13 protein-coding genes are annotated in these 20127 nt (G+C 46.6%); 5 read left to right on the top strand and 8 right to left on the bottom strand.

All coding sequences use genetic code 11. The features are described from left to right. Positions 1–34: 34 nt before the first annotated feature. Positions 35–2158, bottom strand: a complete 2124-nt coding sequence (locus DVG78_RS28730; protein ID WP_114464466.1) for a tetratricopeptide repeat protein — start codon at positions 2156–2158, stop codon at positions 35–37. A gap of 123 nt (positions 2159–2281) precedes the next feature. Here DVG78_RS28730 and DVG78_RS28725 point away from each other — a divergent pair, with 123 nt between their 5' ends. From DVG78_RS28725 to DVG78_RS28710, 4 genes are all read left to right on the top strand, one after another. Further along, positions 2282–2977 carry a tetratricopeptide repeat protein gene (locus DVG78_RS28725; protein WP_114464465.1) on the top strand — a complete coding sequence of 232 codons (696 nt, stop codon included), beginning with the start codon at positions 2282–2284 and terminating at the stop codon, positions 2975–2977. A gap of 45 nt (positions 2978–3022) precedes the next feature. Continuing rightward, on the top strand, positions 3023–3964 hold the full coding sequence (locus tag DVG78_RS28720; RefSeq protein WP_114464464.1) for a phosphoribosylaminoimidazolesuccinocarboxamide synthase: 942 nt from the start codon (positions 3023–3025) through the stop codon (positions 3962–3964). A 96-nt stretch (positions 3965–4060) separates the two neighbouring features. Beyond that, entirely contained in the window at positions 4061–4489 is a 429-nt protein-coding gene (locus DVG78_RS28715) for an STAS domain-containing protein (protein WP_114464463.1), read from the top strand. Beyond that, the gene (locus DVG78_RS28710) at positions 4489–5424 is read left to right on the top strand and encodes a ribonuclease Z (RefSeq protein WP_114464462.1); all 936 of its coding nucleotides are present in this window, start codon (positions 4489–4491) and stop codon (positions 5422–5424) included. Before DVG78_RS28715 ends, DVG78_RS28710 begins: the two co-directional genes overlap by 1 nt. On the opposite strand, the gene DVG78_RS28705 is transcribed toward DVG78_RS28710, so the two are convergent. The 6 genes from DVG78_RS28705 to bla form a co-directional block, all read right to left on the bottom strand. Next, entirely contained in the window at positions 5417–7030 is a 1614-nt protein-coding gene (locus tag DVG78_RS28705; protein ID WP_114464461.1) for a hypothetical protein, read from the bottom strand. The two genes, DVG78_RS28710 and DVG78_RS28705, sit on opposite strands and share 8 nt — an antisense overlap. A gap of 451 nt (positions 7031–7481) precedes the next feature. Then, on the bottom strand, positions 7482–8003 hold the full coding sequence (locus DVG78_RS28700) for a CHRD domain-containing protein (protein ID WP_229598343.1): 522 nt from the start codon (positions 8001–8003) through the stop codon (positions 7482–7484). Positions 8004–8259: 256 nt separating this feature from the next. Continuing rightward, positions 8260–8853: a hypothetical protein gene (locus tag DVG78_RS28695; protein WP_114464459.1), complete on the bottom strand. Its 594-nt coding sequence runs from the start codon at positions 8851–8853 to the stop codon at positions 8260–8262. A gap of 194 nt (positions 8854–9047) precedes the next feature. After that, entirely contained in the window at positions 9048–10583 is a 1536-nt protein-coding gene (locus DVG78_RS28690; RefSeq protein WP_114464458.1) for a glutamate synthase subunit beta, read from the bottom strand. A 164-nt stretch (positions 10584–10747) separates the two neighbouring features. Then, the gene (gltB, locus tag DVG78_RS28685) at positions 10748–15328 is read right to left on the bottom strand and encodes a glutamate synthase large subunit (RefSeq protein WP_114464457.1); all 4581 of its coding nucleotides are present in this window, start codon (positions 15326–15328) and stop codon (positions 10748–10750) included. A 323-nt stretch (positions 15329–15651) separates the two neighbouring features. After that, the gene (gene bla, locus DVG78_RS28680) at positions 15652–16377 is read right to left on the bottom strand and encodes a subclass B1 metallo-beta-lactamase (RefSeq protein ID WP_114464456.1); all 726 of its coding nucleotides are present in this window, start codon (positions 16375–16377) and stop codon (positions 15652–15654) included. A gap of 148 nt (positions 16378–16525) precedes the next feature. Between bla and purL the strand changes: the two genes are divergently transcribed. Then, the gene (gene purL, locus DVG78_RS28675) at positions 16526–18772 is read left to right on the top strand and encodes a phosphoribosylformylglycinamidine synthase subunit PurL (protein ID WP_114464455.1); all 2247 of its coding nucleotides are present in this window, start codon (positions 16526–16528) and stop codon (positions 18770–18772) included. A gap of 246 nt (positions 18773–19018) precedes the next feature. Here purL and DVG78_RS28670 read toward each other — a convergent pair whose 3' ends face one another. Beyond that, positions 19019–19750: an alpha/beta fold hydrolase gene (locus DVG78_RS28670; RefSeq protein ID WP_114464454.1), complete on the bottom strand. Its 732-nt coding sequence runs from the start codon at positions 19748–19750 to the stop codon at positions 19019–19021. Between the last annotated feature and the right edge of the window lie 377 nt (positions 19751–20127).

The following is a 20127-nucleotide window of genomic DNA, read 5'->3' as shown; positions in this document are numbered from 1 at the left end:
TTGTGGAACTGGCAAACTAACTGCTTCTTCCTCTTTACTTCCGTTGCTGCAACTGCGCCCTGATTTGGTTGGCGCTGGCCATATCTCCTTTTCGTTCGTACGCAAGGGCCAAATATTGGGCAGCGTCGCGGTTGGTGGGGTCTTGGGACAGCACTTCGCCGAGCATAAAAATGGCGTTTTCGATTTGGTTTACGTTGATGTAGGCAATCGCCATGGTCGTCATGGCACCCAAATAGTCAGGGAATATTTCCAAGGCTTTTTGGCATTCCTGCAAGGCTTCGTTGAATCGGCCCACGTTGATGTAAGCGTTGGCCAAATATAGTTTCACAACTTCATTGTTGGGGTCTAATTGTTTTGCCCTTTCCAGAAACGGGATAGATTCCTCAATTTTTCCTTGTTTGATAAAGTTGATTCCGATGAAATCGTCTTTGGAAATGCGTTTTACAATAACTCCAATCGGTGCGCCATTGACCTCAATTTTGTGGATAGTGCCCGCTGGTGGAAATACGTTAGGATTGCGGAAGTGGCTGGGTGTCAGGTGGCCAGTTAAAAATACGGCATAATCCCAATCGTGCTCAGAGCGCTGATAATAGCGCCGATAGGCCATTTTGAGTTTGGGGTAATCTGTAAAATAATCCTTGAGTGGTACAAAATAATCGCTCGCAATGATGACGCTGTCTTTCTCAATATTTGGAATATTTTTCTTCATCCAATCCGCGATTTCACGCGTACTGGAGCCAAAATAATCGGTTTCATATTTGCCAAAAGCACCTTTCACCCCACCCGTAAATTCGTTGTAATAGGTGTATTGGTAGGGGTGATTTTTGACCATGAACCACAATGGCAGTGCCACCAAAACGGCCACAATTGCCAAAAATACCTTTTGGCCAATCCCCGCAAAACGGCGCAGCAGGTACTCAACTCCTACCGCCGACAGAACTACCAACGGTGGGTAAATAAAGGTGGTATGACGCCAACCGTTGTAAAAAGCAGAGTTTTTAGAAATACCGTAGATAAGCGGAAAAAGGGCCACAAAAAGCACCATCAACAGATAGCGGCGATTGAAATGCTTACGAACAAACGGAAATATCAACACAAATATCAGCAGCCCAAGCAAGAAATACAGCGGAGTAGAAACCAACATGTACTTGGGTACATAGTACCAAGGCAAGGAAGTAGAATAAATCTTGGTGCCGTCGAAAAGCGTTTTGATACTTATCGGAAAATTGGTGAGGGTTTGGAGCGCCACCAACGGATTTTTGAGGGGATTGGCCAAAGCAAAGGGCCAAAATGCAATGCCCAACGCGTAGCCGCCCAACGTGGCTACGGTGGTTTTAAGCGCCACATCGCGAATGAGGAGCTTATCGCTGAAAATGGTTTTTCTTAGGCCGTTACGAATAAATACCTCCATCAACACAAAGAAAGGTACATATCCCACCAACGCTAAGCCCGGCGCACGACTGCCCAATCCGATGCCGATACCGGCAATCAAGAGCAGCGTAGAGCGCCACGAAGGGCGGGGTAATTCTTGTAAGAATTTGATGAGAAAGCAAATCGTCACGATATAACCCGCCGCAAACGTAATGTCTTTGGGGTTGTTCATTGAATCACCGAAGATGCGCGGAGAGAACAGCGCAAACAACAGGGCTATCAAACCCACGCGCCAGTTGCCACCCACAAGGCGTCCAGTAAGCCCACTGAACACGATGATGAGAACCCCCATCAGCGACAGCATGATGTGCCGGATGGTGTAGGGGTCGGCACCCGTAGTGCGATAAATAGCGGCCGAAATAAGGTCGAGCGTGGGGCCGTAGCAATACATAACTTCCCCGCCGCGCGGAGCGTACGAAAGAGCCTCTTTCTTTTCGCCGAGACTGGTAAAATAATCAAGACATAATTCTCCGTAGGCTTTATTTCCCCATTCATCGGCCGTGATTCCGTATTGCGTACTCAAGAGGGGCATCCCAATCAGCAAAGCCAGTGCTATTCCCCAAAATATTTTACGAAATAACCCATCGTTCACCGGAGGCGTTTGGGGAACGGGAGGGAGGTCTAAGGCGGGTTTGAAAACAGAAGGGGATGGGGGTGTTTCACCTGCAATGCTCTGTTTATGAGGTGGTTTTGGGGCGGGCGTAGTTCCTTTTTTAGCTTTAGACATCTTTACTGTTATTGTATAACATTCCAAAATAAAGCGATATACCCAAATTCACCAAAACTGTGCCAAAATTTAAAAACGTGTATCTTTGCAGCGCTGTTCACAAAAGGCCATAACTATACGACTTTGCTGCCATCGGTTTTGATATATATTCTTCTCTGGATTTGGGATAACCGGTCGTTTGATACCATCTCGCGAAGTAATCGTGCCAAATTGGAAGCCCGGGAAGCCTACATGGAAGCTGATTTTGAGAAGGCGATGGAGGCGTACCGAAATGTGTCGAGCAATTCACTGTTTACTGAACCATCGGCGCGGTTTAATTTAGCGCATTCGTATTTTCAGTTAAAACAGTTGCAAAATGCGCGTCGATATTACAAACGATTAACGCAAGTGGATGACGCTTGGTTGGCTTCGCGGGCTTTTTCCCAACTGGGGGTCATTGAGGCCATCGATAAAGATACGCTGGAAGCGCTACGGTATTTTAAGGAAGGGATGCGCAAAAATCCTGAGAATCAGATTGCTCGTTTTAATTACGAATTTTTGAAAAAACGATACAGCGGTAAAGTCGAAGTTGAGCCGCTGAAACCCAACGTACAGAAAAAAGAGCAGACTGCCCAAACACCTCCTCCGCCAAACGTAGGGCAGGAGGTCTTAAAAACGGAAGAAAAAAAGGATTTGCTGACGCAGTTGCAAAATATGAAAATGAGCGAAGCGCAGGCAATGATGATATTGGACGCCCTCAAAGCCTCCGAAATTCAATATTTACAACAACAAAAACACCGTTCCCGCAAGCCTAATGACAACAGCAAAGGGAAATGGTAACCGCAGACAAACGAATTTATCCATCAAAAAAGTAACTATTCAACGGTGCAAACACTTACCCAAACCAATTTTAACTTTCCTGGCCAGACGAGTTTCTACCGTGGCAAGGTCCGCGATGTGTACAGTTTCAAAAAGGTAGTGGCCATGGTTGCCAGCGACCGTATCTCGGCCTTTGATGTGATTTTGCCGCGTGCAATTCCGTTTAAAGGTCAGGTGCTCAACCAAATAGCCGCCCATTTTCTAACCGCAACTGCTGATATAGTGCCCAATTGGTTGCTTGAAGTGCCCGACCCGAACGTAAGTATTGGAAAAAAATGTGAAACCTATCCCGTCGAAATGGTAGTACGCGGCTATTTGGCCGGCCACGCCGCGCGTGAATACAAAGCGGGTAAGCGCAGCGTTTGCGGAGTGACCTTGCCTGAAGGGTTAAAAGAAAACGACAAACTGCCCACGCCCATCATTACCCCCACCACCAAAGCCCACGAAGGCCACGACGAGGATATTTCGCGCGAGCAGATTTTGGCCCGTGGGATTGTTTCGGAAGCGGAATATAGCCAATTGGAGCAGTATGCTTTGGCACTTTTTGCGCGAGGTACCCAAATGGCAGCCGAACAGGGGTTGATTCTGGTGGATACCAAGTACGAATTTGGCCACGACGAAGGGAAAATTTACCTGATTGACGAAATCCATACGCCCGATTCTTCCCGGTATTTTTATGCTGATGTCTACGACGAAAACCAACGTAATGGGCTGCCACAGAAGCAATTGTCAAAGGAGTTTGTGCGGGAATGGCTGATTGCAAACGGTTTTCAGGGAAAAGAAGGACAAATCATTCCTGAGATGTCGGATGAATGGGTGCTACAAATCTCGGCACGTTACATCGAATTGTTTGAGAAAGTAACTGGAAAAACCTTTATAAAAGCCAATACGGAAGATATTTTGGGCAGAATTGAAGAAAATGTGCTCCGTTCATTAACTTCGCACTAATATTTAGAATTCGTTGATTGTTAACCGTTAATCATTACCTGCGTTCCTTAACCTCTTAATCTTTAACTTTTAACCATTGACCATTAGACCACATCTATGAACCACCTCATTCAAAAACATGAGCAATACGCCCTCATTAACATTAAAGAAAATGACTTTGGGGGAGAATTTGCCACTGATTTAGAAACCATTTCCCGTGATTTGTTTCGGGAAGGATTTCACAACTTGATTGTTGATTTTACGCCAACAAATACCATTGACTCAGCAGGTATCAGCATCCTGAAAAAAATTAATATGCTTTGCTCACGTGAGCTTGGGCTGATGGTCTTGGTATCAGACAACGATGACTTTGTTGATCAATTGATTGACGGTAAAATTCGTGACGTCACCATTTTGCCAACCGTTGAAGAAGGGATTGACGCGGTTTTTATGAATGATTTGGAAAATGAATTCGGCGCCGAAAGCGACGACTTCGACGATGAAGATTTCGGCGAAGATGGCTTTACTAAGAGCGAACAACCCTGATGCATTTTTCGGTGATGATTTTGGGGGCGGGGTCGGCCAAGCCCGTAGCAAATAAGTACCCCTCGGCGCAGTTGCTCACGTACGATAACGAATGTTTTCTGATTGACTGCGGCGAGGGCACGCAATACCGCCTGCTCGAACATAAAATTCGGCCTGGGCGATTGCGGGGCGTATTTATCAGCCACCTCCACGGCGACCATTATTTTGGACTCATTGGCCTGCTCTCCAGCCTCAATTTGGGCGGACGTACCGAGGAGTTTTTCTTGGTGGGGCCGCGTGGTTTGGATGAAATTATTACCCTGCACTTCAAATACTCCCAAACCCCACTGCATTTTCCGATTATTTATACCATCACAGATACGGAGTCGAGTTATCAGGTCTTTGAAAATCAGAATTTTACGGTAACTACGATTCCGCTTGATCACCGTATTCCCTGCGCGGGGTATCTTTTTCGAGAAAAACCCCAAAAGCGTAAACTCATCAAAGAGAAATTGTTGGATGATATGCCCCATGAGTACCTTCGAAAACTAAAAAACGGCGAAGACGTGGTCGATGAGGCGGGCAATGTGCTTTTTAAGTGCCTCGAATTTACAACCCCCGCGCCGCTGCCCCGAAGTTATGCTTACTGTTCGGATACCCGCTACAATGAAAGCATCATTGAAGTAATTCAGGGGGTCGATTTGCTCTACCACGAAGCTACGTTTCGGGATGAATTGGAGCAGCAGGCTTTTGAACGCTATCATGCAACGGCCAAGCAAGCGGGAATTATCGCGGCCAAAAGTCACGTCAAAAAATTATTGATTGGTCATTTTTCGTCCCGTTACAAAGAGTTTAGCGGGTTTCTGGAAGATGCACAAACCGTTTTTCAGGCTACTGAAATTGCCGAAGAAGGAAAAGTGTTTGCGATAGAAGCCCAGCCTACTTCCATCATCTGACCTTTACGACCCAGAAGTCCGCACTTCCCTTTGAAGCCTGTGTTTTATGGTCTATCACGCCGTAAGAGCTGCCGCCACCCAAGAGAAAACCTGCATCAGAAGTGGCTACTACTCTGGGTTCGACACCCCGCCCATAGGTTCTGTCCCATATTTTTTGCCCATTGGGCATCATTTTGAGCATATAGTAAAAATATTCGCCGGCTACCGCTTTAAATGTCCCTAACAGAAAATTCCCATCGCTCGTTGTGATGACATTCATTACCTCTTCGTACCCGCTTTCTCCGTGGACTTTGTCCCATTGTTTATCACCATTGGCGTTGATTTTTACTATCCATGCATCAAATCCGCCTTTGAGTGCTTCAGTTTTATCGCCTGAAATGCCTGAACTGCTGCTGCCGCACAATAAATAGCCCCCATCTGAAGTAGTTGCCATGCCTGAAAGGGTTTCCCTTTGCGCAGCCCCGAAAGTTTTATCCCACTGTTTATCTCCGTTGGCGTTTATTTTTACCACCCAATAATCATCCCCGCCTTGAGACGCCTGTGATTTTTCATTCGAAATGCCCGATGGGCTCCAACCGCCTAAAAGGTAACCGCCATCGGGAGTGGTAATCATGTTGGTCAGAATATCAGTCCTATTTCCTCCATAAGCTTTGTCCCATTGTTTGTCGCCGTTGCCATTGATTTTTACCACCCAATAATCGTGATTGCTGCCAATCCCTCCACCTGTTCTTAAGGCTTGTGTTCTGTCTCCCGAAACACCCGATCCACTGCTTCCTGCTAATAGGTACCCCCCGTCTGAAGTAGGCAAAACGACTCTTAAGTCTTCTGTTCTATCCCCGCCAAAGGTTTTATCCCATTGCTTATCGCCATTGGCGTTGATTTTTACAATCCAGTAGTCCCAATCCCCCCTTGAGGCTTGGGTTTTATCCCCCGAAATCCCAGAAGGACTGTACCCGCCCAACAAATATCCTCCATCTGAGGTATTTATAATGGTATGGAGCCTTTCATCCTGACTGCCTCCGTAAGCTTTATCCCATTGTTTATCTCCATTGGCATTGATTTTTACCAACCAATAATCGCCTTCTCCTTTGTTGGCCTGTGTTCGGTCACCCGATAATTCGGAGCGACTCCAGCCTCCGAGCAAATGCCCTCCATCAGAGGTTGGGAGCATACAGGTGATAAAATCATCAAGATTGCCACCGTATGATTTGTCCCAAATCTTGCCCAATGCTTTTCCGGTGAGCGCTTTTGTCGTGGTAAGATTGTCAGTACTTTTGACGATTAAGTCATTATTGTAAAGTCCAGAAGCCGTTGGGGCAAAGGAAACGTCAAAAACCAGTGAATCATTAGCTGGTAAATCCCCTAAAGTAGTTCCTTTCGTGGAGGTATACCCCGCAGGCAGTTGAAGCGTTAAGCCCCTAGACTGCTCGTCACCGCTATTTTTCACTACAAACGTACGGGTCACTTTGTCACCTTCCCAAATTTCGCCAAAGGCAGCGTCGCCTTTGAGCGTTAAAGAAGGACCAACTTTCTCGGTTAATTTTTCACAACCGAGTAGCGTAAGCAGGCATATCGCAGCGACGACTGAGGTATTAAATATTTTCATGGTATTAATATTTAAAAAGGCTTAGGTTTTATCGCTCAAAATTATCGAAAGAAAGGGTTGATTTTAAGATGTGTCTTCTTAAAATTATGAGCAGACATTACGCATTGCCAAAATTTGGCAAATTGATGTATCTAATATGAACAAATGTAGAAAATATAAGCTCAGTGTAAAACGCATTTTTCTATTGCATCTATTAAATGAACAGCGTCAAGAGCCTTATTCAGAAGAAATGCCTGGACTAAAGAAAAAGGAGGGGAGAATGTTCTGGCACAAAGGCATTTGTGCGAGGGTGAGAATGATTTAAACTTTTCATGATTCTTAACAAACGTAGCTTTTTTATCAGTGGACTGAGGCGGTCGGGGCAATTTACTAAGGTATCATTCTGTCTGCTTTCCAGCATTAATTGTCCTAAATAATAATCCCGACCAGCCCATACTAGACCAAAAATTAATTAGCGTACTTGGCCCCTGATTTCTCCCCCTGGAAATTCGTCAGAGTGAACATTAACATACACCCCCTGATTTTCCATTGCATCAATCAAATCCGACAAGGGTCTGCCCAACAAAGCCCCCTTCAGCGAAGCACTCGTAATGGTGCCTTCCGCAATAACGCCCTGCGGACTTGGTTCGGTGCGACCGACCAAATCGACAACAACACCTCCATTGGCTCCCTTGGCTCCCAAATGCAGGTGACCGAAGCGAACCGTCTCGATGTTGGCTACAATGAGTTTGTAGGTTAAGGAGGTACCATCCTTGCTCAATTTAAACGTGGCCTGCCCGGTGGCATTCGTGACAACGGGCACTGGTACTTCTTCGTCCCCCGATAGGTGGGCACTAAAGTTACCGTTGGCTTTTCTAGCACCAGCTTCTCGGTTGTTACTTGCCCCCGAAATTGATTCGATTGACTCTTTTTGACAGCCGTTCAACATTAGCCCAATAGCTAATAAAGCACAAATACCAAGTGAATTTTTCATGAGAAAATTGATTAAGGTTTAGTTACTCATTAGTAAGTAACGACGACCTAACTTTCTGTTCTTCTATAATGTTTTGATGTGAAGCCCTTTAAAATTAAAAAAAATCACCAAAAAAGCATAAATTTGGGGGCGCAGATGTGTCTCAAAAATTAGCAATGTCAAACTTACAGCAAAGTAATTTTTGCTGACAAAAGTCGTTTGAACGTGGCATTGTGGAAGGTGGTACCCAAACGGGAAGTCATATTGAGGATTAGCCTTACTTTACCCTCAATACATGCAGCCGATGGCGATTTCCCACGCGATAGGTTGGGAAACTAAGTTGTTTGCATAGAATGCCTAAAGAAGCAATGCCCCCCCCAATCAGGGCTGATTCTGGGGTAAATTGAAGCCCGAATTCCAGTCCACCTCGGTAAATAAAGGTGTCGCTGATTAAAAAAATCCCACCCGCAACGGGTAGCATATACGCCCCCTGCGTGACCCACGGAATACGGCGGTAAATTTTGATTTTTCGAACATCCCTCAGTTTAACTTCGGTATGAATATGCTCATTGAGGATTTCGTTAAATTGGGTGAACGTAAAAGAACTATCGGAAACAGAAGTAATGTTTTCCCTGATTTTTTTTCGTTGTCCTTTAATTTTAAAAACAAGTTCGTCACCCGCGTAGAAACGATGGCGCTTGATTTTACCCATTCCATATACATCCAGTACCAAATATCGACCCTCCGTTTGGAGATAGGTTTGGTAGCGAGGGTTTTGTTTTAAAAACAACTCTCTGTCGCTCAGGATTTCCTGCGCGTACGAAGCCCAGAATGTTGTAGTAAGAAAAAGCACTAAGTAGAGAGAACGCATATCCTACGGCTATTTTGAATAGAACGTAAAAGAAATACTTTTCTTGCAAAGTGGAGAATTCAAGGTATGACGAATTAATCTAAAAATCAGGAAGGGATTGAAAATGAGGTAATACTGTTAGCTAATTTTGATAAAAATTACAAAAAAAGCCCTGCGTTTGGCAGGGCTTAACTATTTAGAAGACTTTGTTTGAATTATGCATGAGCAAAGGCTGGGTTGAACATCCCGATTTCCTTGGCTTCCAACAATGACTCACCCATCAGGAATTCATCCACTTTACGGGCGGCTTCGCGTCCTTCAGAGATGGCCCATACGACCAAGGATTGTCCACGGCGACAGTCGCCAGCGGCAAACACTTTTTCAACCGAGGTTGCGTAGCTGTTTTCGGTTGCTTTGATGTTTTTGCGAATATCAGTTTCAACGCCAAATTGTTCCAAAAGGCTTTGCTGAGGATGCACAAAACCAGCGGCAATCAACGCTAAGTCGCACGGAATCAGGCGCTCATTTTCGGTAATGGGTGCTTTGCGGCCATCTTCAAGGGTACGCTCACCCGTAATGTCGGCAATGCGCAGATGCGTTAGTTTCTCACCATCGCCCACAAATTCTTGTACGGCAATGGCCCAAAAACGCTCACATCCTTCTTCATGCGAGGTAGAAGTACGCTTGGTCAAAGGCCACAGCGGCCAAGGGGTTTTTTCGTCCCGAACTTTATAAAACGGCTCGTTTTTATCGTCGTATTTAGGGGCGGGCATTACTTCTACCTGCGTAATGGTCGCGGCTTTATGACGGTTGGAAGTACCCACGCAGTCAGAGCCTGTATCGCCGCCGCCGATGACCACCACGTGTTTATCGGTGGCCAAAAGTTCACCATTGCCATATTTTTCGCCACGGTGGTCTACCACGCGCTCAATATTGGAAACCCGCTTGTTTTGCTGACTCAAAAATTCCATGGCGGGATGAACTCCTTTACCAAGGTATGCCTGCCAACCTGGGATTGTGATGGAACGCGGTTCGGTCGAGCCGATAGCCAGTACGATGGCGTCAAAGTCGCGCATCAATTCTTCTGACTTAACCGTTACGCCTACGTGTTCGTTGGTTTTGAAGGTGACACCTTCGGCCTCCATTACCGCCACCCGACGCGCTACCACGGTTTTTTCCAATTTAAAATCAGGAATACCGTAGCGGAGCAGTCCGCCAATTTGGTCGGCGCGCTCAAAAACAGTTACCCAATGACCCGCGTAATTCAACTGCGCCGCTGCGGCCAACCCCGCAGGGCCAGAACCGATAACGGCTACGTGTTTGCCAGTCCGCTTTGATGGAATACGGGGTTTAACGTAGCCTTTTTCGTAAGCGGTTTCAACGATTGATTTTTCAATAAACTCAATGGCCACGGGGGGCTTGTTGATGCCCAACACGCAAGAGGCTTCGCAAGGGGCGGGGCAAATGCGTCCCGTAAATTCGGGGAAGTTGTTGGTGCTGCTCAAAATTTGGTAAGCATATTCCCAATTGCCTTCGTAGACGGCGTCGTTGAATTCAGGAATAATGTTACCCAAAGGACAACCGTTGTGGCAAAACGGAATGCCGCAATCCATGCAGCGGGCAGCCTGCTGTTTTGATTGCGTTTCGTTGCCGATGGGCTCAATTTCTTTGTAATCGGTGCGGCGCACTTCGACGTCGCGTTTTTTTGGCAACTCACGGCCAAATTCTATGAATCCGGTGGGCTTTCCCATTTTTTTAAATCAGTAAGCGGTTCGCCGCTGCGATGAGTGAGTGAGTAATGGAACGAATAGTTTTGTTCAGTCCTTTATTCGTTCATCAATGTATCTTTTGACCAGCCTTTTTACAAAGACCTTACAGGCTTTCGCCTGCAAGGTCCTACTTATTAAGGGATGGGTTAATTGTGCGCTACGTCCACGACGATGTCTTGGTACACTACGTTTTTGTCGGCCAATTGTTGTGACAGACTGATGTTGCGACTTGCCAAGGCTTTCTTGAAATCGCCGGGCATTACTTTCACAAACTGACCGATGTAGGTATCCCAATCCTGCAACATCATAAAGGCGACGTTACTGGTCGTGTATTGGAAGTGTTTTTCTACGAATTCTCTGATAATCAGGTGGTCTTCTTCGGTAAGTTCTTCCAAATTTACCATTTCGCGGTTCACTTTCGGAGCAAAATCACCGTTTTTGTCCCATACATAAGCTACTCCTCCCGACATACCAGCGGCGAAGTTGCGGCCTACTTCTCCCAAAATCAGGGCAACTCCCCCCGTCATGTATTCAAGTCCGTGGTCGCCTACACCTTCTACCACCACTTTGGCACCTGAGTTACGGACGCAGAAACGCTCACCGGCCGTTCCGCGAATAAACGCTTCTCCCGCTGTGGCACCGTAGAAGGCTACGTTGCCGATGATGATGTTTTCTTCGGGTTTGAAGGTTGCTTCACGGTCGGGATAAACAATGAGTTCAGCGCCGCAAAGTCCTTTTCCGAAGTAGTCATTGGCGTCTCCTTCGAGTTCGAGACGAATACCAGTTGTGTTGAAAGCTCCGAAACTTTGGCCAGCCGTTCCTCTAAACTTAAAGTGAATCGTGCCTTTTGGTAAACCTACGCCGCCAAACACCTTGGAGATTTCGTTGGAAAGCATATTGCCCACCGAGCGATTCAAGTTGTTGATGGCGTACTCACCGTAGACTTCCTCAGAACGTTGAAGGGCTGGTTGAGCGGCTTCAATCAATTTCCAGTCGATGACATCGGCAATACCGTGATCTTGTTCTTCTTGTTTAAACTGAGCAACGTCGAGGCTGACGGGCTCTTTAAACAACATGGCACTGTAATCCAACGCTTTGTATTTCCAATGCTTGATGTCGTCGCGCATTTCGAGGTACTGAACCTGACCCACCATTTCGTTGATGGTCCGGAAGCCCAACTGCGCCATGATTTCACGCAATTCTTCGGCCATGTACGTAAACATATTGACTACGTATTCTGGCTTACCCGTAAACAACGCCCGCAGCTCTTTGCGCTGAGTGGCAACGCCGACGGGGCAGGTATTGAGGTGACATTTACGCATCATGATACAACCCGCCGTGACGAGGGCGGCCGTGGCTACGCCCCATTCTTCAGCTCCTAGCAGCGCGGCAATCGCCAAGTCGCGTCCGGTACGCATCTGACCGTCGGCCTGAATGGTAACGCGTCCGCGCAATTTATTTTTAACGAGGGTTTGGTGGGTTTCGGCCAAGCCAAGCTCCCAAGGCAAACCAGCGTGACGAATTGAACTCAAAGGCGAAGCGCCCGTTCCACCGTCGTGACCCGCAATCAAAATATGGTCGGCGTGGGCTTTGGCTACCCCCGTGGCGACCGTTCCTACCCCTGCTTCTGATACCAGTTTTACGCTGATACGGGCGGCACGGTTGGCATTTTTAAGGTCGTAAATCAACTGGGCCAAATCCTCAATCGAATAAATATCGTGGTGAGGTGGTGGCGAAATCAATCCTACACCCGGTGTAGAGTGACGTGTACGTCCAATCCAGTCATCCACTTTATGGCCGGGCAATTGGCCGCCTTCTCCAGGCTTAGCGCCTTGGGCCATTTTAATTTGGAGTTCTTGGGCATTGCTTAAATAATGGCTCGTTACCCCAAAACGCCCCGAAGCGACCTGTTTGATGGCCGACGACATGAAGTCTCCGTTGGGAAGAGGCTTGTAGCGAAGTTCGTCTTCACCACCTTCTCCCGAGTTTGACTTGCCGCCGATGCGGTTCATCGCAATGGCCAACGTGGTATGTGCTTCCCACGAAATAGAACCAAATGACATGGCGCCCGTGGCAAAACGTTTAAAAATATTTTCGACCGATTCTACTTCTTCAATCGGAATGGATTTTCCTTTTCTAAACCGCATCAACCCGCGCAGCGTGAGTGCTTTTTGGGTTTGGTCGTCAATGAGTTTTGAGAATTTCTTGAAAATCTGATAACCTTCCTCACCGCCCTTACGGGTCGATTGTTGCAGCAGGTGAATCGTTTGCGGATTAAAAATGTGGGCTTCTCCGCGTTGTTTCCACTGGTAAAAACCACCCACTTCCAAACGTGGATTGACAACTTGGGTTTCGGGATAGGCTACTTTGTGGCGGACGATTACTTCCCGCGCAATTTCGTCGATGCCCATTCCGCTGATGCGTGAAATGGTTCCCGTGAAATATTTGTCAATAACATCCTTATTTAAACCTAAACACTCAAAAATCTGCGCTCCTTGGTACGACTGAAGCGTCGAGATGCCCATTTTAGAGAAGATTTTTAGCAACTCTTTGTTAATGGCTTTGATGTAGTTAGCGCTTAATTTCTCATGGGTAAACTCGCCATTAATCATGCCGTGGCGGTTCATGTAAGACAGCGTTTGGAAAGCCATGTATGGACAAACCCCCGAAGCGCCGTACCCGATGAGGGTAGCTACGTGGTGGGTTTCAAAGACGTCTCCAGCTTCCACCAAAATGCCAACTTTACCGCGTAATCCTTTGCGAATCAGGTGGTGGTGAATGGCAGAAGTAGCCAACAGCGATGGAATAGGGGCGTGGTCGGAGTCGATGGCGCGGTCGGAAAGAACCAAAATTTCAAAACCGTCTTCAATGGCATCTTCAGCGTAGCGGCAGATGCGCTCCAAGGCACGGGTAAGCCCTTTGCCACCATCAACCGATGAAAAATAGGTGTTGATGGTTTTGGCTTGAAAATGCGCTTTGTCTACCCAACGGAGCTTGTCAAATTCTTCAATGGTCAATACTGGCTGATCCAGCTCAATCTGACGACAGTGAAGGGGCGATTCGGTGAGTAAATTTTCGGTTGAGCCTACGAACGAAATCAATGACATAATCGACCGCTCCCGGATAGAATCGATAGGAGGGTTGGTGACCTGGGCAAAAAGTTGTTTGAAATAATTCGTCAGGTGTTGGCTTTGCTCCGACAATACGGCCAAAGGCACATCCACTCCCATCGAACCGATGGCTTCGTAACCCGTTTCGGCCATTGGCCCTAGTACCATCCGCAGGTCTTCTGACGAAAAGCCGAATGCGATTTGACGTTTCAGCAACGATTTGTCATCATAAGGCGTAAACGGACGAGGCGACGGCTCTAAATCTGAGAGTTTGATTTTATTTTCGTCCAACCATTGTTGATACGGCTGACGCGAGCAAATATCAGCTTTCAATTCGTCGTCGGGAATGATGCGGCCCTGTTCCATGTCGACCACAAACATTTTACCCGATTGCAAACGGCCTTTTGAAACCACCTTGGCGGGATCTACGTCCAATACCCCAGCTTCCGAGGCCATGATGACCGTGTCGTCGTCCAAAACCCAATAACGGGAAGGACGCAGACCGTTACGGTCGAGGGTAGCACCGATGATTTTTCCGTCGGTAAATGAAATCGACGCGGGGCCATCCCAAGGCTCCTGAATGGCAGCGTGGTATTCATAAAAAGCACGACGCTCTGGGTCCATGGCTTCGTTGCCGTCCCAAGCTTCGGGCACCACCATCATCATTACGTGCGGCAGTGAGCGTCCAGATAAGTACAGAAGCTCAATCGCGTTGTCAAGGTTGGACGTGTCGGAGTTGGTAATGTCGCAGATAGGCAGCAACATATCCATTTCTTCTTTCGTAAATTTATCCGACCAGAATGACTTCTCTCCAGCACGAATCCAGTTTACGTTTCCGCGTACGGTGTTGATTTCGCCGTTGTGGGCTACGTAACGGAACGGCTGGGCCAGTTTCCAAGAAGGGAAAGTGTTGGTAGAAAAACGCGAGTGAATGATGGCAAATGCCGAAACGACCGATTCGCTGTGCAAGTCGGGGAAATAATATTTTAACTGTCCCGTCGTCAATTGTCCTTTGTAGGAAATGGTACGGCAGGAGAGGGAAGAAAAGTAAAAGTGAGCTTTTGAACCCACCACTGAGTCATAAATAAGACGGGTGGCGTATTGGCGAAACACAAACAGTTTGCGCTCAAAACCAAGTTCATCGGTGACCGAATCGGGCCGTTTGATAAACAATTGTTCAACCTGAGGCTCCACCGAAAGTGAACCTTCTCCTAAGGTATCATTGAGCGTTGGAACACGGCGGTAGCCAAGGAGTTCCAAACCTAGCTTCTTCAACTTACGGTTGAGAATGTCGCGGCATTCGTCGCGCAGCTTTTGATCTTTCGGAAAGAAAATCATCCCAACGCCATATTCACCGGCAGAGGGAAGGGTGATGTTTAGCTTGGCGCATTCCTCCACGAAAAACTCGTGAGGGAGCTGAATGAGAATTCCCGCACCGTCTCCGGTATTAGGGTCACAGCCACAGGCACCGCGGTGGTCCATGCGTTCAAGCATGGTGATAGCGTCAGCTACCATTTGGTGCGACTTACGACCTTTCATGTTGGCGCGGAAACCGATACCGCAAGCGTCGTGTTCAAACTCGGGGCGATATAACCCCAGTTGGGCAGGCTCTGACATGGTTTTGTAGTGTATTGGGGTTGGGTGAATGGCCTTTGTGCGTTAGATTACACTTGGGCTTTAACAAAAATCGGCACTCTGTTTTTTGAATAATCACACGCAATTTACACAAAAAATTATTTGGTACAACAACGTTTTTGCCGAATAATGTAGATGTTATTGTGTGATATTAAGAATATATTAAATAATCTTGAAATTTTACAATTTGGTAAAGCAATCAAAATAAGATTTACAAAATTTTAAATAAATGAATGAATTATTGATTGTTTATCTAAAAAAAGGTAAAAATATTGAAAAATAAGCAAATATAAAAAGCTAAAGTCTCATTTGTTTTGGTTTTTGTCGACCAACTCAATTGTTCGGGAAAAGGAACTCAAATTGTCCCATTTTTCATGTCCAGGAATCACAAATGTAATATCGGGGAATTTTTTTCGCACATTGTCTACCGATTGGCGCCATGTTTTGAGGTTGGCGTCGGCAATGTTTCCGATTCCCATGGCTACATAGCTCTTAATCAGACACCCCCCGACCAGTACTTTTGAATCGGGAAAATAGACCACAATGTTATCATCGGTATGTCCCGCACCTGGAAAATAGGTTTGAACCGTGGTGGTTCCTACCCGGAAGGTCGTGTCTTGCGGCAAAATACCTTCGGGTGCAGGAAGTCCCTGCGCGACTGTTTTCTGAGCAGTGAGCGGAGTGCCGATGATTTTAATGCCCCGTTGCTGAAATGCCTTCACCCCTCCGATTCTGTCTTCGTGGGCGTGCGTAACGATACAAAGCACTACTTTTTGTTTAAGTTTTTGCTCAATTTGCGCAAGCAGCAATTCCGTCTGTTCCAAACCCCAGCCCGTATCCACGAGGATAATTCCTGCCGATGTACTGACGATTAACCCGTTGGAAGGAAACGGATTATTTTGGTACACTTGATACGTAGTATGTACATAATGGTTGGAAACCAACGGCGTGATTTCAACAGGAGGCAGTTGACAAAAGCCCTGAAAATGAACGAAAAGAGGAATAAAAAGGAGTAAAAATGGGTTTTTCATACAGCGGAGAATAGATAAATGTAGGGTAAAGATACAAAATAGTTGAGCCTCTGCCTTCAAAATCCTACCTTTGCACCGTGATTACTCGGCAATAGAGTAAAATCAACTAATCACCAGTCACCAACCACTAATCACAACCCCCCCACTCGTGGAACACGTCGAACAACTTCCTACCGTTGAAACTGCCAAGAAATTGGGTATTCTTCCCGAAGAATTTGAACAAATTAAACAGATACTGGGCCGTACGCCTAATTTTACCGAATTGAGTATTTTTTCGGTCATGTGGTCTGAGCACTGCTCGTACAAGAACTCTATCGTTTGGCTCAAAACCCTGCCGCGTGATTCTGACCGGATGTTGGCGAAAGCAGGCGAAGAAAACGCGGGTTTGGTCGATATTGGCGACGGATTGGCCTGTAGTTTTAAAATAGAATCTCACAATCACCCGTCGGCGCTGGAGCCTTATCAGGGCGCGGCTACGGGCGTAGGCGGTATCAACCGCGATATTTTTACGATGGGCGCGCGTCCCATTGCGCAGCTTAATTCTTTGCGTTTTGGCGACCCTAAATTGGCCAAAACCAAGTGGTTGGTGAAAGGCGTCGTCAAAGGAATCGGTGATTATGGCAATGCTTTTGGTATTCCAACCGTAGGTGGTGAAGTCTTTTTTGACGAATGTTACAATACCAATCCGCTCGTCAACGCTTTCTCGGCGGGTATCGTTGAAGCAGGGAAAGTCGCCAAAGCCATCAGTTACGGCGTGGGCAATCCCGTGTTCATTGTAGGTTCAGCCACTGGGAAAGACGGCATCGGTGGGGCTAGTTTTGCGTCGGAAGACATCAGTGAAAAATCGACCGAAAAACTTCCAGCCGTGCAAGTAGGGGACCCGTTCATGGAAAAACTCCTGCTCGAAGCCACGCTCGAAATCATCGAAACGGGCTACGTGGTCGGAATTCAGGACATGGGCGCGGCGGGAATCATCTGCTCAACCTCAGAAATGAGTGCCAAAGGCGAACATGGAATGATCATTGACCTCGACAAAGTGCCTACGCGCCAAACCAACATGAAAGGCTGGGAAATCCTGCTTTCAGAATCGCAAGAGCGGATGCTTGTGGTGGTAGAAAAAGGAAAAGAAGACGACATAAAACAAATTTTTGATAAGTGGGATTTGCACTGCGCCCAAATCGGCGAAGTGGTGGAAGGTGGCAGTTTACATTTTTTCCAACATGGTGAACTGATTGCCGACGTGCCTGCCCACGACTTAGTATTGGGCGGCGGCGCTCCGCAGTACCGTCGCGAATACCGCGAGCCCGCTTATTATCAGGAATTTAAGAAATTTGACCTCAACAGTGTCAGTGATGTAAAAGGAGAAGAGATTGGTAAAGTAGCCAAACACCTTTTATCGCACCCCAACATTGCCTCCAAAAAATGGGTGTATGAGCAATATGACTCTACCGTTGGAACGGCAAACCGCACCACCAACCGCCCGTCGGATGCAGGGGTAGTGCGGATTCGGGATGTGAAACGCCCGCATTATCAGAAGTCTATCGCTATGACGGTGGATTGTAACGCCCGTTATGTCAACGCCGACCCGTTTATTGGAGCGCAGATTGCCGTGGCCGAAGCCGCGCGTAATTTGGTGTGTACGGGTGCGGAGCCGTTGGCAGTGACCAATAACCTTAACTTTGGAAATCCGTACGTGCCGGAAGTATACTGGCAGTTTGTGAATGCCGTTCAGGGAATGGGCAAGGCCTGTTTGAAATTCAACACGCCAGTAACGGGTGGAAACGTGAGTTTTTACAACCAATCGTCCGACGACGGTCCCGTATTCCCCACGCCAACCATCGGTATGATTGGGTTGATTGAAAAACCTGAGAACCAAACTTCGCTTGACTTTAAAAACGAAGGCGATTTGATTTGTCTCGTGGGCCAATCTCAAAACGACATTGCTTCATCGGAATATCTGTACTCATACCGTGGCGTAAAAGCATCGCCCGCACCTGCATTTGATTTGGACGAAGAATACAGCTTGCAGGTAGCCATTAACCAATTGATTGAAAAGCAATTGGTTAAGTCGGTGCATGATGTGTCGGACGGTGGTTTGTTTGTAACCTTGGCCGAATCTGCTTTGCCCAACGGGGTAGGATTTGACGTAGCCACGATGGAAGGTTACCGCAAAGATGCGTTCCTTTTTGGCGAATCGCAGAGTCGTGTGGTGGTTAGTGTAAGCCCCGACAAACAGGCTGAATTTCAGAAAGTATTGGGCGGTGAATTGAAAACAGTTCACGCCTTGCTGGGAAAAGTTACTTCGGGTGGATTTGTCGTTGACGGTCAGGAAGTTATTTCAACCGCAGAAGCCAAAGATTTATACGATAACTCATTGGGACGATTGATGAGTTAAGTTCATTTTTCTCATATTTAAAAAACGCCGGCAGGATTCAACCCCAGCTGGCGTTTTTTTGTGGGCGAATTCTATTCCGCTGTGTAAAGGCACAGAGTTTTGGTGAAGTCGCTGTGGTAGATGCACTTAAAACCATGCACCTTGGGGTCAGAAAGAAAGCAAAAGACCAGCTACTCACCAATTACATAACGACCTAGGCTTGTATAATCAGAAGCTATCTCTCGGTTCATGGCACAGGCCACCTCATTATAGGTTTAATAAAATGTCAGCTAGCAGTTTGGGTTGGGAAAGAAATGGAGAGTGTCCTGATGGGAGTTCAAATGTTTTGTCAACGGGAAGTCGCTCCACCATTTTCTTTTGTAGTCCGTGTGTGATTGTATTGTCAAGCGTTGTGTGAATATAAACCTTCTTCACTTTTCCATATTTTTCGTCCGAAAGATTTAACGGTGTCCCAACTGGTGCATTTGGTTCTTTTGTCAGCAGTGAACTGCCCAGATAAATATCTTCTTCTGAACAGTCATTGTAAAATGCGTCTTTGTAAATTTCATTTTTAGGAATGTGCCAGCCTTCCTGTTCGTTAAATATCAAGTTAGATACCATAAGTGAAGCAGAGTCGGTGAGTGCTGTGGCAACCATTGGTTCTTCGTTTGGTATTAGAAAGGCACAGAGATAAACCAATTTGTCAATTTTGTCGGGCATGCGTTCTGCCACAGAAGAAATTACAATCCCTGCACGGCTATGTCCGACAAGTACTACAGGTTCATTGTATTTGTCCAACACTTTGCAAACTGCGTCAACGTAGCTGTCAAGTGTTACCATACTTATTGGTGTTGTGTCTTGTCCATGCGCGGGAAGGTCAATGGCCTTCGAAGTGTTGCCATCTTTGTCAAGTAGCGGTTGCATTTTATACCAGCACCACGATGCGTGGAATGAACCTGGCACAAATACAAAATGCTTAGGTTTTGAATGATTGTCCATGCTTTTAGAGGTTTACAGTATTCCTTTGTTGTTTTGATTGCAGAAAACCCTTGTTGCCGTGATAAGTGAGGGTAGTAAAATAGTCGTCCTTTTTATATTAATTGTCGTTATGTGGTGGTCGTCTGATAAACTTGCAGGTAACGGTTTATGTATTGCCCAAGGCGGAGATTTTTAGCATACCGAATGCTTTCGGGATTTCATAGAAGCATCGGACTGGCGACCCCGTTTAACCGCCATATTGCTAAACCGATGTTGAACAAAACCTTCGGTAGCTATATTACCTCAAAAGGGTTAATTTTAAGGCCAATTTAAACTTAAAATTGAGCATGACAAAAAAAGAATTCTGATGAGCTGAGGGAGAATACGCTCATCAATCG

The organism is Runella aurantiaca, from assembly GCF_003339505.1.
Lineage (GTDB): Bacteria > Bacteroidota > Bacteroidia > Cytophagales > Spirosomataceae > Runella > Runella aurantiaca.
The sequence above is the reverse complement of the archived record's forward strand: the minus strand, read 5'-3'. Positions and strand labels throughout refer to the sequence as shown.

Excerpts from the sequence above, each read along its gene's own strand:
- DVG78_RS28730 (WP_114464466.1), bottom strand. The coding sequence starts at position 2,158 with ATGTCTAAAGCTAAAAAAGGAACTACGCCCGCCCCAAAACCACCTCAT.
- DVG78_RS28715 (WP_114464463.1), top strand. The coding sequence starts at position 4,061 with ATGAACCACCTCATTCAAAAACATGAGCAATACGCCCTCATTAACATT.
- DVG78_RS28710 (WP_114464462.1), top strand. The coding sequence starts at position 4,489 with ATGCATTTTTCGGTGATGATTTTGGGGGCGGGGTCGGCCAAGCCCGTA.
- DVG78_RS28705 (WP_114464461.1), bottom strand. The coding sequence starts at position 7,030 with ATGAAAATATTTAATACCTCAGTCGTCGCTGCGATATGCCTGCTTACG.
- DVG78_RS28700 (WP_229598343.1), bottom strand. The coding sequence starts at position 8,003 with ATGAAAAATTCACTTGGTATTTGTGCTTTATTAGCTATTGGGCTAATG.
- DVG78_RS28695 (WP_114464459.1), bottom strand. The coding sequence starts at position 8,853 with ATGCGTTCTCTCTACTTAGTGCTTTTTCTTACTACAACATTCTGGGCT.
- DVG78_RS28690 (WP_114464458.1), bottom strand. The coding sequence starts at position 10,583 with ATGGGAAAGCCCACCGGATTCATAGAATTTGGCCGTGAGTTGCCAAAA.
- gltB (WP_114464457.1), bottom strand. The coding sequence starts at position 15,328 with ATGTCAGAGCCTGCCCAACTGGGGTTATATCGCCCCGAGTTTGAACAC.
- bla (WP_114464456.1), bottom strand. The coding sequence starts at position 16,377 with ATGAAAAACCCATTTTTACTCCTTTTTATTCCTCTTTTCGTTCATTTT.
- DVG78_RS28670 (WP_114464454.1), bottom strand. The coding sequence starts at position 19,750 with ATGGACAATCATTCAAAACCTAAGCATTTTGTATTTGTGCCAGGTTCA.